This is a genomic window from Kutzneria kofuensis, assembly GCF_014203355.1.
Lineage (GTDB): Bacteria > Actinomycetota > Actinomycetes > Mycobacteriales > Pseudonocardiaceae > Kutzneria > Kutzneria kofuensis.
Window position 1 is genome coordinate 4,393,504 of sequence record NZ_JACHIR010000001.1, and the last position, 13,644, is coordinate 4,407,147.

15 protein-coding genes are annotated in these 13,644 nt (G+C 71.4%); 10 read left to right on the forward strand and 5 right to left on the reverse strand.

The annotated features are described in order from the left end of the window. Positions 1-101 precede the first annotated feature (101 nt). The 5 genes from BJ998_RS20365 (at position 102) to BJ998_RS20385 (ending at position 4,392) form a co-directional block, all read left to right on the forward strand. Positions 102-620 carry a SigE family RNA polymerase sigma factor gene (locus BJ998_RS20365; protein WP_184863911.1) on the forward strand — a complete coding sequence of 173 codons (519 nt, stop codon included), beginning with the start codon at positions 102-104 and terminating at the stop codon, positions 618-620. Between the two features lie 25 nt (positions 621-645). Next, positions 646-1,359 (forward strand): hypothetical protein, encoded by a 714-nt coding sequence (locus BJ998_RS20370; protein WP_184863913.1) that lies wholly within the window; start codon positions 646-648, stop codon positions 1,357-1,359. A 21-nt stretch (positions 1,360-1,380) separates the two neighbouring features. Continuing rightward, positions 1,381-1,971 carry a TetR/AcrR family transcriptional regulator gene (locus BJ998_RS20375; protein ID WP_184863915.1) on the forward strand — a complete coding sequence of 197 codons (591 nt, stop codon included), beginning with the start codon at positions 1,381-1,383 and terminating at the stop codon, positions 1,969-1,971. Positions 1,972-2,119: 148 nt separating this feature from the next. Beyond that, entirely contained in the window at positions 2,120-3,553 is a 1,434-nt protein-coding gene (purB, locus tag BJ998_RS20380) for an adenylosuccinate lyase (protein ID WP_184863916.1), read from the forward strand. After that, positions 3,550-4,392: an MOSC domain-containing protein gene (locus BJ998_RS20385; RefSeq protein WP_184863919.1), complete on the forward strand. Its 843-nt coding sequence runs from the start codon at positions 3,550-3,552 to the stop codon at positions 4,390-4,392. The genes purB and BJ998_RS20385 overlap by 4 nt, the downstream gene beginning before the upstream one ends. Here BJ998_RS20385 and BJ998_RS20390 read toward each other — a convergent pair. Next, positions 4,367-4,804, reverse strand: a complete 438-nt coding sequence (locus BJ998_RS20390; protein WP_184863921.1) for a hypothetical protein — start codon at positions 4,802-4,804, stop codon at positions 4,367-4,369. The genes BJ998_RS20385 and BJ998_RS20390 overlap by 26 nt on opposite strands. A gap of 93 nt (positions 4,805-4,897) precedes the next feature. On the opposite strand from BJ998_RS20390, the gene BJ998_RS20395 reads away from it, so the two are divergent. Both BJ998_RS20395 and BJ998_RS20400 read left to right on the forward strand, forming a co-directional pair. Next, complete coding sequence (locus BJ998_RS20395; protein ID WP_184863923.1) at positions 4,898-5,764, forward strand: phosphoribosylaminoimidazolesuccinocarboxamide synthase; 867 nt, start codon at positions 4,898-4,900, stop codon at positions 5,762-5,764. A 65-nt stretch (positions 5,765-5,829) separates the two neighbouring features. Then, positions 5,830-6,543 carry a DUF2334 domain-containing protein gene (locus tag BJ998_RS20400; protein WP_184863925.1) on the forward strand — a complete coding sequence of 238 codons (714 nt, stop codon included), beginning with the start codon at positions 5,830-5,832 and terminating at the stop codon, positions 6,541-6,543. Here the strand turns inward: BJ998_RS20400 and BJ998_RS20405 are convergent. Both BJ998_RS20405 and BJ998_RS20410 read right to left on the reverse strand, forming a co-directional pair. After that, positions 6,514-7,155, reverse strand: a complete 642-nt coding sequence (locus tag BJ998_RS20405) for an MBL fold metallo-hydrolase (RefSeq protein ID WP_184863927.1) — start codon at positions 7,153-7,155, stop codon at positions 6,514-6,516. The two genes, BJ998_RS20400 and BJ998_RS20405, sit on opposite strands and share 30 nt — an antisense overlap. A 31-nt stretch (positions 7,156-7,186) precedes the next feature. Further along, entirely contained in the window at positions 7,187-8,185 is a 999-nt protein-coding gene (locus BJ998_RS20410) for an NAD-dependent epimerase/dehydratase family protein (protein ID WP_184863929.1), read from the reverse strand. Positions 8,186-8,417: 232 nt separating this feature from the next. On the opposite strand from BJ998_RS20410, the gene purS reads away from it, so the two are divergent. Genes purS through purL form a run of 3 tightly spaced genes read left to right on the forward strand, consistent with a single transcriptional unit; the run spans position 8,418 to position 11,619 of the window. After that, positions 8,418-8,657: a phosphoribosylformylglycinamidine synthase subunit PurS gene (gene purS / locus BJ998_RS20415; RefSeq protein ID WP_116172073.1), complete on the forward strand. Its 240-nt coding sequence runs from the start codon at positions 8,418-8,420 to the stop codon at positions 8,655-8,657. Continuing rightward, complete coding sequence (gene purQ / locus BJ998_RS20420; RefSeq protein WP_184863931.1) at positions 8,654-9,331, forward strand: phosphoribosylformylglycinamidine synthase subunit PurQ; 678 nt, start codon at positions 8,654-8,656, stop codon at positions 9,329-9,331. Before purS ends, purQ begins: the two co-directional genes overlap by 4 nt. After that, positions 9,328-11,619 carry a phosphoribosylformylglycinamidine synthase subunit PurL gene (gene purL / locus BJ998_RS20425; RefSeq protein WP_312890238.1) on the forward strand — a complete coding sequence of 764 codons (2,292 nt, stop codon included), beginning with the start codon at positions 9,328-9,330 and terminating at the stop codon, positions 11,617-11,619. The genes purQ and purL overlap by 4 nt, the downstream gene beginning before the upstream one ends. A gap of 100 nt (positions 11,620-11,719) precedes the next feature. Here the strand turns inward: purL and BJ998_RS20430 are convergent, their stop codons facing one another. Then, positions 11,720-12,577 carry a lysozyme gene (locus BJ998_RS20430; protein WP_184863933.1) on the reverse strand — a complete coding sequence of 286 codons (858 nt, stop codon included), beginning with the start codon at positions 12,575-12,577 and terminating at the stop codon, positions 11,720-11,722. 247 nt (positions 12,578-12,824) lie between these two features. Next, a complete protein-coding gene (locus BJ998_RS20435; protein WP_376775879.1) occupies positions 12,825-13,634 on the reverse strand; it encodes a lysozyme in 810 nt (269 codons plus the stop codon). Between the last annotated feature and the right edge of the window lie 10 nt (positions 13,635-13,644).

Below are 13,644 nucleotides of genomic sequence, written 5' to 3' on the forward strand. Positions count from 1 at the left end.
CCTGCACCCACCCGTATGGCGGACGTCACGGGCGGCGTGCAACCGTATGGGCCGACCTTTCCGTCCGGTAGGTGTCGACACGAAGAGCAGAGAGAGCCCGCGTGGACCAGCGCGACGAGCAGGAGTTCGCGGAGTACTTCGCGGCCCGGCGCGATGCCGTGCGCCGGACCGCGTACCTGATGTGCGGCGACTGGCACCGCGCGGACGATCTTGCCCAGACCGCGTTCGTCGCGCTGCACCGCAGGTGGCACAAGATCAGGGACAGGGAGGCCCTGGACGCCTATGTCCGCCGGACGGTGGTGCGCGCGGTGATCGACGAGTCGCGCCGGCCGTGGCGCCGGGAGCGGTTCACCGACCAGCTGCCCGACACCCCGACGGCGGCGACCGAGGTCGGCGACGCGGTCGCCACCAGGCACGTGCTGCTCGACGGGTTGCGCAAGGTGCCCCCGCGCCAGCGGGCGGTGCTGGTGCTGCGGTTCCTGGAGGGACTGGACGTCGCCGCGGCGGCGAAGGTCCTGAAGTGCACCGAGGGCACCGTGAAGTCCCAGACCGCGCGGGGCCTCGAGACGCTGCGGGCGGAGCTGGGGGACGTCCTGGACGACCTGCGGCCGGCGACGTGAGCGTGACGGGGAGGTGGATGAACGGATGGATGACAAGCAGCTAGCCGAGAAGTTCCGTGACGCGGTCGGCGACGTGCCGCCGCCGTCCTTCGACACCCATGACGTCGTGGTCGCGTCGGCACGGGCGACCGCGCGGGCCCGCAAGCGCTTGCAGACCGGCGCCGGCGTCGCGGTCGGCGTGCTGCTGATCGGCGGCGCCCTGGTGCTGACCAGGCCGTTCGGTGGCAGCGAGTCGAGCACGGTGTCCGCGGACGGACCGGCGTCGCCGAACGCGACCTCGCCGATGTCGTTGAACCCGAACTTCAACACCAACGACGCCGGCCCCGGCGGCGGCAAGGCCGCGCCGAACAGCCCGGACGTCGGAGGCGGGGTCACCTGCGGGCCGCCCGACCAGGGCCTGGCCGCCGCGCTGGTGACGGAGCTGCCGATCATCACCGGCACCGAGCCGATGGCCGCCGACGTCGGCTGCCCGACCGGCTCGACCGGCGTGTTGTTCCAGCTCACCGACGGCTCCAACTCGGGCAAGCTCGAACTGGTGCTGGTGCCGCCGTCCGTGCCGAACGACCCGGGCACCGGCGCCAAGCCGGCGGTCCGCGTGGCCAAGGGCAACTCGGTGACGGTGAAGACCCGCAACGGCGGCGCGCTGACCCTGGCCAGCCTGCCGATGAACGGCTCGCCGACCGGCCCGTACGTGAACCAGCTGGGCGACATCGCGGCCCGGCTCGCGGCGCGCTACTGAGCACTGGCACCATCGCTGGGCATGACCGCCGCCAGCACCCCCAAGGGGGAGCGCCGCCGCCAGGAACTGGTCGCCGCGGCCGCGGCACTGCTCACCGAGGGCGGCTTCGACGCCGTCCGGCACCGGGCCGTGGCCGAGCGGGCCGGCCTGCCGCTGGCCTCGACCACGTACTACTTCGACTCGCTGGACGAGCTGGTCGAGGCGGCCGTGGAGTACAACGGCCGGGCCGAGCTGGACGCCGGCCGGGAGCGGCTGGCCAAGCTGCTGGCCGGCGAGCCGATGGACGTCATCGAGTTCGCGCTGGACCTGTTGGTCAAGGACAGTGACAGCCAGGCCGTGATGCTGCGCTACGAGCGGCTGGTCGGCACCGGCCGCCGGCCCTACCTGCGGCCGCTGATGCGCCGGCTGGGCACGGAGCTGCAGCAGCTGCTGCTGGACATCCTCACCGCGGGCGGCTTCCGGATGGACGCCGAGCGGGTCAACCAGCTGATCTCGGTGGTGGACGGGGCCGTGGTGAACGCCCTGATCGAGTTGCACCCCGACCCCCGGGCGGCGGCCCGGCGCATGTTGTTGTCGGTCATGCCGGACCTTCGGCAACCGGGCAGCGATTGATCGCCGGATATCGCGAGGCTGCGCCGGTCTCTGGAGCCGCGGGCCGGGAAAATCGCGTCTGTTCAGCGATTTTTCCGGCCAAGGCGAAGAGACCGGCTTTGGAGCAGCCTCGCCCCGCCCGGAACGGGCGGCATTAAACTCAGTCCACGTGACGTCGAAGCCGCTCATCCCCAACGTGCTCGCCGGCCGCTACGCGTCGGCCCAGCTGGTCGGCCTCTGGTCGCCGGAACACAAGGTCGTGCTGGAGCGGCGGCTGTGGCTGGCCGTGCTCAAGGCGCAGGCGGAGCTGGGCATCGACGTGCCCGCGGGCGCGGTCGCCGACTACGAGCGGGTGCTGGAGCAGGTGGACCTGGCCTCCATCGCCGAGCGCGAGCGGGTCACCCGGCACGACGTGAAGGCCCGCATCGAGGAGTTCAACGCCCTGGCCGGCCACGAGCAGGTGCACAAGGGCATGACCTCCCGCGACCTCACCGAGAACGTCGAGCAGCTGCAGATCCGGCAGTCGCTGGAGTTCATCCGGGGCAAGGTGGCCGCCGTGCTGTCCCGGCTGGCCCGGCTCGCGGTCGAGCACGCCGACCTGGTGATGGCCGGCCGCTCGCACAACGTGGCCGCGCAGGCCACCACCCTGGGCAAGCGGTTCGCGACGGCGGCCGACGAGCTGCACGTGGCGTTCGGGCGGCTGGAGGACCTGGTCGAGCGGTACCCGCTGCGCGGCGTGAAGGGCCCGGTCGGCACCGCCCAGGACATGCTGGACCTGCTCGGCGGGGACGCGGCGAAGCTGTCCGAGCTGGAGCACCGGGTGGCCGAGTTCCTGGGCTTCCGCCGGGTGCTGACCAGCGTCGGCCAGGTGTATCCGCGGTCGCTGGACTTCGACGTGCTGTCCGCGCTGGTGCAGCTGGCGGCGGCGCCGTCGAGCCTGGCCAAGACGATCCGGCTGATGGCCGGGCACGAGCTGGTCACCGAGGGCTTCAAGCCGGGCCAGGTCGGCTCCAGCGCGATGCCGCACAAGATGAACACCCGGTCCTGCGAGCGGGTCAACGGCCTGGCCGTGATCCTGCGCGGCTACCTGTCGATGACCGGCGAGCTGGCCGGCGACCAGTGGAACGAGGGCGACGTGTCCTGCTCGGTGGTGCGCCGGGTCGCCCTGCCGGACGCGTTCTTCGCGCTGGACGGCCTGCTGGAGACGATGCTGACGGTGCTGGACGAGTTCGGCGCCTACCCGGCGGTGGTGGCCCGCGAGCTGGACCGCTACCTGCCGTTCCTGGCCACGACCAAGGTGCTGATGGCGTCGGTGCGGGCCGGCGTCGGTCGGGAGACCGCGCACGAGGCGATCAAGGAGAACGCCGTCGCGGTGGCGCTGGCCATGCGGGAGCAGGGCGCGGAGCGCAACGACCTGCTGGACCGGCTGGCCGCCGACGAGCGCATCCCGCTGGACCGGGCCCAGCTCGACGAGCTGCTCGCGGACCGGCTGTCGTTCACCGGCGTGGCCGGGGCCCAGGTCGACGCGGTGGCCGCGGAGATCGCGAAGACGCTGGAGCGGTTCCCGGACGCCGCCGGCTACGTGCCGGAGCCGATCCTGTGAGCGTCCAGGTCTCGACCCTGGTCAGCTACCCGATCAAGGGCTGCGCCGGCACGACGACGCCGACCACCGAGGTGACGCCGACGGGACTGCGGCACGACCGGGCGTGGATGGTCGTCGACGGCGACGGTGTGTTCCGCAGCCAACGCAACGAGCCGAAGCTGGCCGTGGTGCGGCCCTCGGTCGTCGACGGCCGACTGCGGGTGTCGGCCCCGGACATCGAGGACCTGGTGCTCGACGTCGTGCCGGACGGTCAGCGCCGGCCGGTTCGCGTGCACAACTGGGACGGCGTCGGCGTCGACCAGGGGCAGGCGGCCGCGGACTGGTTCAGCGAGGTCCTCGGCGAGCCGTCCCGACTGGTCGGCCTGCCGCCGGAGCACGTCCGGCCGTCCACCGGCGAGCACGAGGGGCTGACCGGTTTCGCCGACGCGCACGCGCTGCTGGTGACCTCGCTGGCGTCCCTGGACGGCCTGAACGGGCGGATCCTGGACAAGGGCGCGGAGCCGGTGCCGATGAACCGGTTCCGGCCGAACATCGTGATCAGCGGCTGGCCGGAGCCGCACACCGAGGACCGGGTGCGCCGGATGGCCATCGGCGACGCCGAGTTCGGCTACGCCAAGATCTGCGTGCGCTGCGCGGTGCCGATGGTCGACCAGGCCACCGGCCGCCGCGCCGGCCCGGAGCCGATCCGCTCGCTGGCCCAGTACCGGCGCGACCCCGGCGGCGGGGTCACGTTCGGCATGAAGGCGGTCGTGCTGCGGCCCGGCACGATCTCCGTCGGCGACGCCGTGACGGTCGGCCGCTGGGCGGACGTGTCTAGCTTCGCAGGCGAACCCGCCTGACCCGGTAGTCCGGCGACAGCGTCAGCTCGCGGCCGCCGCGCAGCGAGACGTGCAGCAGGTCGTCCGGGGCCGGCCGCGTCTCGGCGACCTGCGCGGCCGGCCCGATGCCGCCGTACGGGCGAAACCAGTCACCGGGTCGGAGGTCCGAAGCGGGCACGGAATCCAGGTTCACGGCCGGTGAAGACGGCTGCACGTAACGGATCCACACCTGCCACAGCGCGAAACCCGCTGCGGCGCACGGAAACGGCAGCCACGGCACGTCGAACGGCAGCGCCATCAGGCCGAAGGCCGCCGCCGGCCAGATCCCGGTGCTGATCGGGACGCGGCCGACCTGGAGCCAGCCGGTCGTGCGGACCATGCCGTCGGGACGGAAACCACGCGGCACCCTGCCGTCCGGGAGTCGCGCGGTCATGCGGGGTGAATACGCCATCGCCGGAGGGCCGTTTCGCCGCTCTCGCCGGGTTCACTCGAACGGCCGGGTGACCGAACACGTAGGCTGCCCGTCGTGCCCGCTCTCACTGACTACGCGCAGATCGCCGCCGGCAAGGTCCGCGAGCTCTACCGGGTTGACGACGAGCTGCTGCTGCTGGTCGCGTCCGACCGGATCTCCGCCTACGACTGGGTGCTGCCCACCGAGATCCCGGACAAGGGCGCGGTGCTCACGGCGATGAGCGTGTTCTGGTTCGAGGCGCTGGGCGACATCGTGCCCAACCATCTCGTCTCCGACGACGACCCCCGGATCCCCGCCGAGGTGCGTGGCCGGGCGCTGCTGGTGCGCAGCCTGAAGATGATCGAGTTCGAGTGCGTGGCCCGGGGCTACCTCACCGGCTCGGGGTTGATCGACTACAACAACACCGGCGCGGTCTGCGGTGTGCGGCTGCCGGCCGGCCTGGTCGAGTCGTCCCGGCTGGCCGAGCCGATCTTCACGCCGGCCACCAAGGCGCCGCTGGGCGAGCACGACGAGAACATCACCTTCGAGCAGATGGCCGCCGGCGGCGCGGAAACCGCCGCCGAGCTGCGGGACCTCACGCTCGCCGTGTACAAGCGCGGCGCGGAGATCGCGGAGAAGGCGGGTCTCATCCTCGCTGACACCAAGCTGGAGTTCGGCCGCGACGCGAACGGCCGGATCGTGCTGGGCGACGAGGTCCTCACGCCGGACTCGTCCCGCTACTGGCCGTTGGACGGCTATCAGGCCGGCCGCGTGCAGCCCTCGTACGACAAGCAGTACGTGCGGGACTGGCTGACCTCGCCGGAGTCGGGCTGGGACCGCAAGTCCAACACGCCGCCCCCGCCGCTGCCCGACGACGTCGTCGCGGCCACCCGCGCCAAGTACGTGGAAGCGTACGAAAAGGTCACCGGCCGACGGTTCTGACAGGGTTCGCCGACGCGTCACCTCACCGTCAGGCCGGGGCCATGCCGGTGCGGCGCACTTAGTGGGTGAGCTCCCGGCTGGTCGTCTCGCTGTCCGGCATCAACGCCCGAACGCTCGCGCAGGCCACCGGGCTGGCCGCCGAGCTGGATTCGCGCGGGGTGCCGCTGTCGCTGCTGGTCGCCCCGAGGGTGGGCCGGCACTCGGCGGACTCGCCCGCACTGCGGTGGGTCCGCAGCCGAGCCGCCGGCGGCGACGCCGTCGTGCTGCACGGCATCGACCACGACCTCGACCCGTGCCGCCGGCCCCGCATCATCCGCCGGCAGGCCGAGTTCGCCGCGCTGCCCGCGCACGAGGCGAACCTGCGCCTGGTCGCGGCCCGGGCCCTGCTCGAACGGCTGGACCTGCGCACCGACTACTTCGCCCCACCGCGCTGGCTGGCGTCCAACGGCACGCTGATCGCCTTGCGCCGCCACGGTTTCCGGCTGTGCGCGGACGTGACGGCGGTGCGGGACCTGTTCAGCGGCGCCGTGATACCCGGTCGCGTGCACGGGCTGGCCCGCACCGAGCGCGGCGAGCAGTGGCTGTGCTGGGCGCTGGTGCTCGGCGTCGCGCGGGCGGCCCGCCGCGGCGGGCTGGTGCGCGTCGCGGCGGACGCCAACGACCTGCACCGGCCCGGGCCGCGGCAGGCGGTGCTCGACGCGATCGACATCGCCCTGCACCACGGCGCCGAACCGATGACCTACGCGGGGCTACACCTTCGTCGCCTCGCCGTGAGCTAGCCGCACGATCTCGGTGCCCTCGGGCTTGGTCTGGTTGAGCCAGTTCTCCGCGAGCATGTGGCCGAGGTCGTTGTGCAGCCCCTCGTGGATCGGCACGCCCACGCGCGGCTTGACCGCCTTGACGTAGTCGAGTACCTCGGCCAGCTTCAGCCACGGCGCCGACTCCGGCACGCCCAGCACGTCCACGTCCCCCGCCGGCCGCGCGAACGAGTCGCCGGGGTGCAGGAACGCGCCGCCGTCGACCAGGTAGCCGACGTTGGTGATGCCGGGCAGGTCGCCGTAGATGCTGGCGTGCTGGCCGCCGATCACGTCGACGGTGGCGCCGGCCAGCGTCAGCTTGTCGCCGGCGTTCGCGACGGTGTGCTCGAGGCCCAACTCCTTGACGATGCCCGCGGAGTCCGGGTCCACCACGAGTTTCGCGCCCGGATTGGCCGCGAGCAGCGCCGGCAGCCGGTCCCGGTCGAGGTGGTCGAAGTGCTGGTGGGTGATCAGCACCGCGTCCAGGCCCTCGGTCTGCTCGAAGCCGGTGGCGAGCGTGCCCGGGTCGATCAGCAGCCGCGCCGAGCCCGTGTCGAGCAGCACGCATGCGTGTCCGAAGTGGACGATTTGCATCGATGGCTCCTTCGCTACGTGTGCCTCCACCCTATGCCTGGAGCCGGTCCAGCACCTCGGTTTCCTGTGCGGCGGTGAGGCCAGCCCTGCGTTCCCGGTCGAAGCCCAGCTCGTCCTCCACCGCCAGCGCGCCGCGCACCGCGTCGGCGAACGACCGGATCTTCAGCCCCGCCGCGATGGCCGGCTCCGCGTCGTGCGCCGTGAAGCCGTAGTCCTCCGGCGGCACCCACAGCGGCAGCGACTTCGGGCCCGCCCAGTAGCCGACCTCGTTGTCCCGCAACTGTTCCTCGCTCGCCCACACGATCTCGGTGTCGGCCGGCGCGACGACTTCCCTGATCTCGTCGAGGAGTTCGGTGAGCGGCCGGGCCGGCCCGATGCCGTCGTACACGCCGGCGATGCCCTGCTCGCCCGCGTCCACGAACCACGACGCCAGGTCGCGGACGTCCACGTGCTGGGTGAGCTGCCCCTCGGCCGCCGGCGCCAGCACCCGGCCGCCCCGCGCGAACCGCCCCGGCCAGTACCCGAACCGGTCGCTGCGGTCACCCGGGCCGGTGATCAGACCCGACCGCACGACCAGCGCCCGGTCGGCCAGGTGCGCCAGCACCTCGTTCTCGCTGGCCACCTTCACCGCGCCGTACAGGTCCGGGTCCGCCGCCGGCGTCGACCCGTCCTCCTGCCTCGGCTCCAGCAGCGGCGCCCCCACCGTCTGCCCCGGCGTCTTCGTGTCGGCATACACGTTGATCGAGGACACGAACGTCCAGTGGCCCGCGTTCGGCCCCAGCACCCGCACCGCGTCGCGGACCCACGGGTAGGAGATGGTCGCCACGTCCACCACCGCGTCGAACCGCTCGTCCGCCAGCGGCGCCAGCGCCTCCGGGTCGTCGCGGTCCAGCTTCAGCAGCCGCGCCCCCGCCGGCACGTCCCCGCTCGTTCCCCGGGCCACACAGACCACCTCGTGACCCCTGCCCAGCGCCTCCGCCGCCACCGCGTGGCCGAGGAACACCGTCCCACCCAGAACCAGTAGTCGCATGGCTCACACCCTCGACCGGCCGCCGGCCCGCCGCCACCGCTCTCGCGCTGGGCGAACGCCCGAGGCGGGCCGGGCCGGGCGTGACGGAAATCATCGACCTGGACAAACCCGGTCACGACGGCGTGAAACCGGTGCTCGCGTTCACCCGGCGTTCGGCGGGTGTCCATCGACTTCACCCAGGTCAGGTAGGCTTTGGCGGTACCGCGACCCTTCCACACCGGGAGCATCCTCAGTGGCCCGAGTCGTCGTCGACGTCATGCCCAAGCCCGAAATCCTCGACCCGCAGGGTCAGGCGGTGGCCAACGCGCTGCCCCGTCTCGGTTTCGACGGCATCGGCAGCGTCCGCCAAGGCAAGCACTTCGAACTGGACGTCGACGACTCGGTCGACGACGCCACCCTCGCCAAGATCGCCGAGACCTTCCTCGCCAACCCGGTCGTCGAGGACTGGGTCGTGCGGCGGGTGGAGTCGTGACCGCGCGCATCGGGGTCATCACCTTCCCCGGCACGCTGGACGACGTGGACGCGGCCCGGGCGGTGGACCGGTCGGGCGCGCAGTCGGTGGCGCTGTGGCACGCGGACGCCGACCTCAAGGGCGTGGACGCGGTGGTGGTGCCGGGCGGCTTCTCCTACGGCGACTACCTGCGGGCGGGCGCGATCGCCCGGTTCGCGCCGGTGATGTCGGAGGTCATCGCGGCCGCCGCCAAGGGGCTGCCGGTGCTGGGCATCTGCAACGGCTTCCAGATCCTGTGCGAGGCGGGCCTGCTGCCGGGCGTGCTGATCCGCAACAAGGGCCTGCACTTCGTCTGCCGCGACCAGTGGCTGCGGGTGGACAACACGTCCTCGGCCTGGACCAGCCGGTTCGACCAGGGCGCGGAGATCCTCATCCCGCTGAAGTCGGGCGAGGGCTGCTACGTGGCCGACCAGCACGTCATCGACGAGCTGGAGGGCGAGGGCCGGGTGGCATTCCGCTACGTCGGCGGCAACCCCAACGGCGCGCTCAACGACATCGCCGGCATCACCAGCGCCAACGGGCGCGTGGTGGGCCTGATGCCGCACCCGGAGCACGCGATCGACGCGCTGACCGGCCCGTCGGACGACGGCCTCGGCCTGTTCCTGTCCGCTCTCGACTCCCTGGTGGCGGCGTGACGACGACTGAGCATCTGATCGACACGGTCGAGCACGCGACGGCGACGCCGGACAACGCGCAGCCGTACCGTGAGCTGGGCCTGAAGGACGACGAGTACCAGCGCATCCGCGACATCCTCGGTCGCCGGCCGACGGACGCCGAGCTGGCCATGTACTCGGTGATGTGGAGCGAGCACTGCTCGTACAAGTCGTCCAAGATCCACCTCGCCTACTTCGGCAGGACCACGACCGACGAGATGCGGGCCAAGATGCTGGCCGGCATCGGCGAGAACGCCGGCGTGGTCGACATCGGCGACGGCTGGGCGGTCACCTTCAAGGTGGAGAGCCACAACCACCCGTCCTACGTGGAGCCCTACCAGGGCGCGGCCACCGGCGTCGGCGGCATCGTCCGCGACATCATGGCGATGGGCGCCCGCCCGATCGCGGTGGTGGACCCGCTGCGCTTCGGCCCGGCCGACGCCCCGGACACCCGCCGCGTGCTGCACGGCGTGGTGGCCGGCGTCGGCGGCTACGGCAACTGCCTCGGCCTGCCCAACATCGGCGGCGAGCTGGTCTTCGACGCTTCCTACGCCGGCAACCCGCTGCTCAACGCGGGCTGCATCGGCGCGCTGCGGGTGGAGGACCTGCACCTGGCGCATGCCTCGGGCACCGGCAACAAGGTCATCCTGTTCGGCGCGCGCACCGGCCTCGACGGCATCGGCGGCGTCTCGGTGCTGGCCAGCGACACGTTCTCCGGCGACGAGGGCGGCTCCGGCCGCAAGAAGCTGCCGAGCGTGCAGGTGGGCGACCCGTTCACCGAGAAGGTGCTCATCGAGTGCTGCCTGGAGCTGTACCGCGAGGGCATCGTGGTCGGCATCCAGGACCTCGGCGGCGCCGGCCTGTCCTGCGCCACCAGCGAGCTGGCCAGCGCCGGCGACGGCGGCATGCACGTCTGGCTGGATCGGGTTCCGTTGCGCGCCAAGGGAATGACGCCGGCCGAGGTGCTGTCCTCGGAGTCCCAGGAGCGCATGATGGCCGTGGTGAAGCCGTCCGATGTGGACGCCTTCATGCGGGTGTGCAAGAAGTGGGACGTCATCGCCACCGAGATCGGCGAGGTCACCGACGGCGACCGGCTGGTCATCACCTGGCACGACCAGGTCGTGGTGGACGTGCCGCCGCGCACCGTCGCGCACGAGGGCCCGGTCTACCACCGGCCGATCGAGCGGCCCGCGGACCAGGATGCCTTGCAGGCCAACGGTCCCGAGTCGCTGCCGCGGCCCACGACGGCCGAGGACCTGCGGGCGCTGCTGCTGCGGATGATCTCCTCGCCGAACCTGGCGTCCAAGCGCTGGGTGACCGAGCAGTACGACCGCTACGTGCGCGGCAACACCGTGCTGGCCCAGCCGTCCGACTCGGGCATGGTCCGCGTCGACGAGCAGACCAACCGTGGCGTGGCCCTGGCCACCGACTGCAACGGCCGGTTCTGCAAGCTCGACCCGTACCAGGGCGCGCAGTTAGCGCTGGCCGAGGCGTACCGGAACGTGGCCTCGACCGGCGCGACGCCGCTGGCGGTCACCGACTGCCTGAACTTCGGCTCGCCCGAGGACCCGGCGGTGATGTGGCAGTTCGAGCAGGCCATCAAGGGCCTGGCCGACGGCTGCGCCCAGCTGGGCATTCCGGTCACCGGCGGCAACGTCAGCTTCTACAACCAGACCGGCAGCACGGCGATCCTGCCGACGCCCGTGGTCGGCGTGCTCGGCGTCATCGACGACGTCACGCGGCGCATCCCGACCGGCTTCGGCACCGAGCCCGGCGAGACGCTGCTGCTGCTCGGCGACACCCGGGACGAGTTCGGCGGCTCCGAGTGGGCGCACGTCGAGCACGGCCACCTCGGCGGCCGGCCGCCGCAGGTCGACCTGGAGCGGGAGCGGCTGCTGGCCGAGGTGCTGGTCGCCGGCTCGCGGGACGGCATGCTGTCCGCGGCGCACGACCTGTCCGACGGCGGCCTTGCGCAGGCGATCGTCGAGTCCTGCCTGATCGGCGAGACCGGCGCGCGGATCATCCTGCCCGAGGGCGTGGACCCGTTCGTGCAGCTGTTCTCCGAGTCCGCCGGCCGGGTCGTGGTCGCGGTGCCGCGCAGCGAGGAGCTGCGGTTCACCGAGATGTGCACGGCGCGTGAGCTGCCGTGGGTGCGCATCGGCGTGGTGGACAAGGAGTCGACCGAGCTGGAGTTCCAGGGCGTGGCGACCTACTCCCTGGACGAGCTGCGCACGGCCTGGGAAGGCACCTTGCCCGCCCTGTTCGACTGAGTTTGTGCCTTGCGCTCTCCGGGACTGAGGGCTCTCAGTCCCGGAGAGCGCAAGGCTTAGAGAGGCCGAGCCCCGCACGGAACGCGCGGCATGGGCGCTGTCAGCCGTTGGCCAGGGCCTGTAGGCGGTCGTAGCTGCCGTTGAACTCGTCCTGGTCGCCGGGGAAGGTGCCGGAGTCGGCGTACTGCCAGAAGGTGTAGACGGTCCAGGCGTACGGCAGGACGCCGACGCTGCTGGCGTAGCGGGCGACCCACAGCGGGTTGGTGGAGGTGAAGTCGCCGCGGTTGCCGGTGCAGTCCTGCCACCACTGCTGCGCGGTGTAGATCACCGGCCACACCCCGGCGCGGGCGTGGTAGGTGTTGCTGAAGTCCAGGATCCACTGCACCATCCCGGCCTGGGACAGGCCGTAGCACTCGGCGCCGGACGGGTTCCACTCGATGTCCAGCGCACCGGGCAGGGTCTTGCCGTCGCGGGACCAGCCGCCGCCGTGGTCGACGAAGTAGTTGGCCTGGGTGGTGCCGTTGGTGGTGTTGGGTGTGGCGAAGTGGTAGGCGCCGCGGATCATGCCGACGTTGTAGGAACCGTTGTACTGCTGGGCGAAGTACCCGTTGATGTAGTACGTGCCCTCGGTGGCCTTGACGTAGGCGAACCGGCCGCCGTTGTTCCACGCGGTCTGCCAGTCGACGTTGCCTTGATAGGAGCTCACATCCATGCCGTACACGACGGCGGCCGGCCCGAACGCGGTCGGCTTCTCGGCGGTGCGGTGGCCGAGGTGCCGGGCGACCTGCGAGCCCATGGTGTGGTTGTGCTGCGCGTCCTGCACGGAGTCGGGGGGATTTCCGCCCGAAGTGGCGGCGCCGGCAGGGGTGGTGGCGCCGAAGGCTACGGACAGGATCATGGCGGTCAGTGCCGCCGCCAGCCGGCGGCCGCGGCCCGCCGGACGTAACCGAGTGTTCATGGTGGAACCTCTCGATCTGCTCGCAGGGAAGCGGATCACGTGGAACTTCCACGTTGCGTGAAGTGTGAACGAGGATTCACGCTTCGGCTAGATTGACGGTGATTTTCTCACGTATACGGAGTAGCGGTATTACGTCGTAGGGGTGAATATCGTTGGCCTGGCGGCCATGTGGCTCGGCCGCTCGTGGTTAGTCTGCGCCTCCTGTCAACTCTGACACCACACAACTAGTTGGTGGGTAACGAGTTGATCAGCCAAGTGTGAATGCGTGAAGCCGGTCGGCGTTGCCGTTGAAGCGGTTCTGGTCGCCGGGGAACACGCCCTTGTCCGCGAACTGCCAGATCGCCTGTGTCGTCCAGCCGCCGGGCAGCGTGCCGACATCGGTGCCGTAGCGCGGAATCCACAACGGATTCCCCCGCAGCAGGGTGGTGTTGCCGGTGCACTTCGTCCACCACGTGTAGCTGGTGTAGATCGTCGGCGGAATGCCGGTGCGGCGCCACATCTGGTCGCTGAAGGCCTTGATCCAGGCGGTCATCTGCTCCGGCGTGAGCTTGTAGCAGGTGTCGCCGTACGGGTTGTACTCGATGTCCAGCGCGGGCGGCAGCGTGCGGCCGTCCTTGGACCAGCCGCCGCCGTGGTCGACGAAGTAGTTGGCCTGGGTGGCGCCGTCGGAGACGTCCGGCAACGCGAAGTGGTACGCGCCGTGGGCGAGGCCGGCGGCGTAGGAGCCGTTGTACTGCTGGGCGAAGTTCGGATTGGTGTAGGTGATGCCCTCGGTCGCCTTGGCGTACGAGAACTTGCCGCCGTTGCGCGCGACGGTCGCCCAGTCCACGTCACCCTGATGGCTGCTCACGTCCAGGCCCAGGGCGTCGTCGTCGGCCTTGACGTCGAGCAGCGGCGTGCCGCCGGTGCCCTCGTGCCTGGCGATCTGTGACCCGGCGTAGTCGTCCTGGGGGTGGGCCAGCGGCTGCGCGGACGCGGGCGTCGGGGCGGTGATCATCGCCGTGACGAGCACGCCGGCCAGCAACGCCCGCACGCCTGTTCGTGTCTTCGACTCCATGGGCGAATTC

Coding starts and splice junctions, on each gene's coding strand:
- BJ998_RS20405 (WP_184863927.1), bottom strand. CDS start 7,155: ATGCAAATCGTCCACTTCGGACACGCATGCGTGCTGCTCGACACGGGC.
- BJ998_RS20410 (WP_184863929.1), bottom strand. CDS start 8,185: ATGCGACTACTGGTTCTGGGTGGGACGGTGTTCCTCGGCCACGCGGTG.
- BJ998_RS20430 (WP_184863933.1), bottom strand. CDS start 12,577: ATGAACACTCGGTTACGTCCGGCGGGCCGCGGCCGCCGGCTGGCGGCG.
- BJ998_RS20370 (WP_184863913.1), top strand. CDS start 646: ATGGATGACAAGCAGCTAGCCGAGAAGTTCCGTGACGCGGTCGGCGAC.
- BJ998_RS20435 (WP_376775879.1), bottom strand. CDS start 13,634: ATGGAGTCGAAGACACGAACAGGCGTGCGGGCGTTGCTGGCCGGCGTG.
- BJ998_RS20375 (WP_184863915.1), top strand. CDS start 1,381: ATGACCGCCGCCAGCACCCCCAAGGGGGAGCGCCGCCGCCAGGAACTG.
- BJ998_RS20390 (WP_184863921.1), bottom strand. CDS start 4,804: ATGACCGCGCGACTCCCGGACGGCAGGGTGCCGCGTGGTTTCCGTCCC.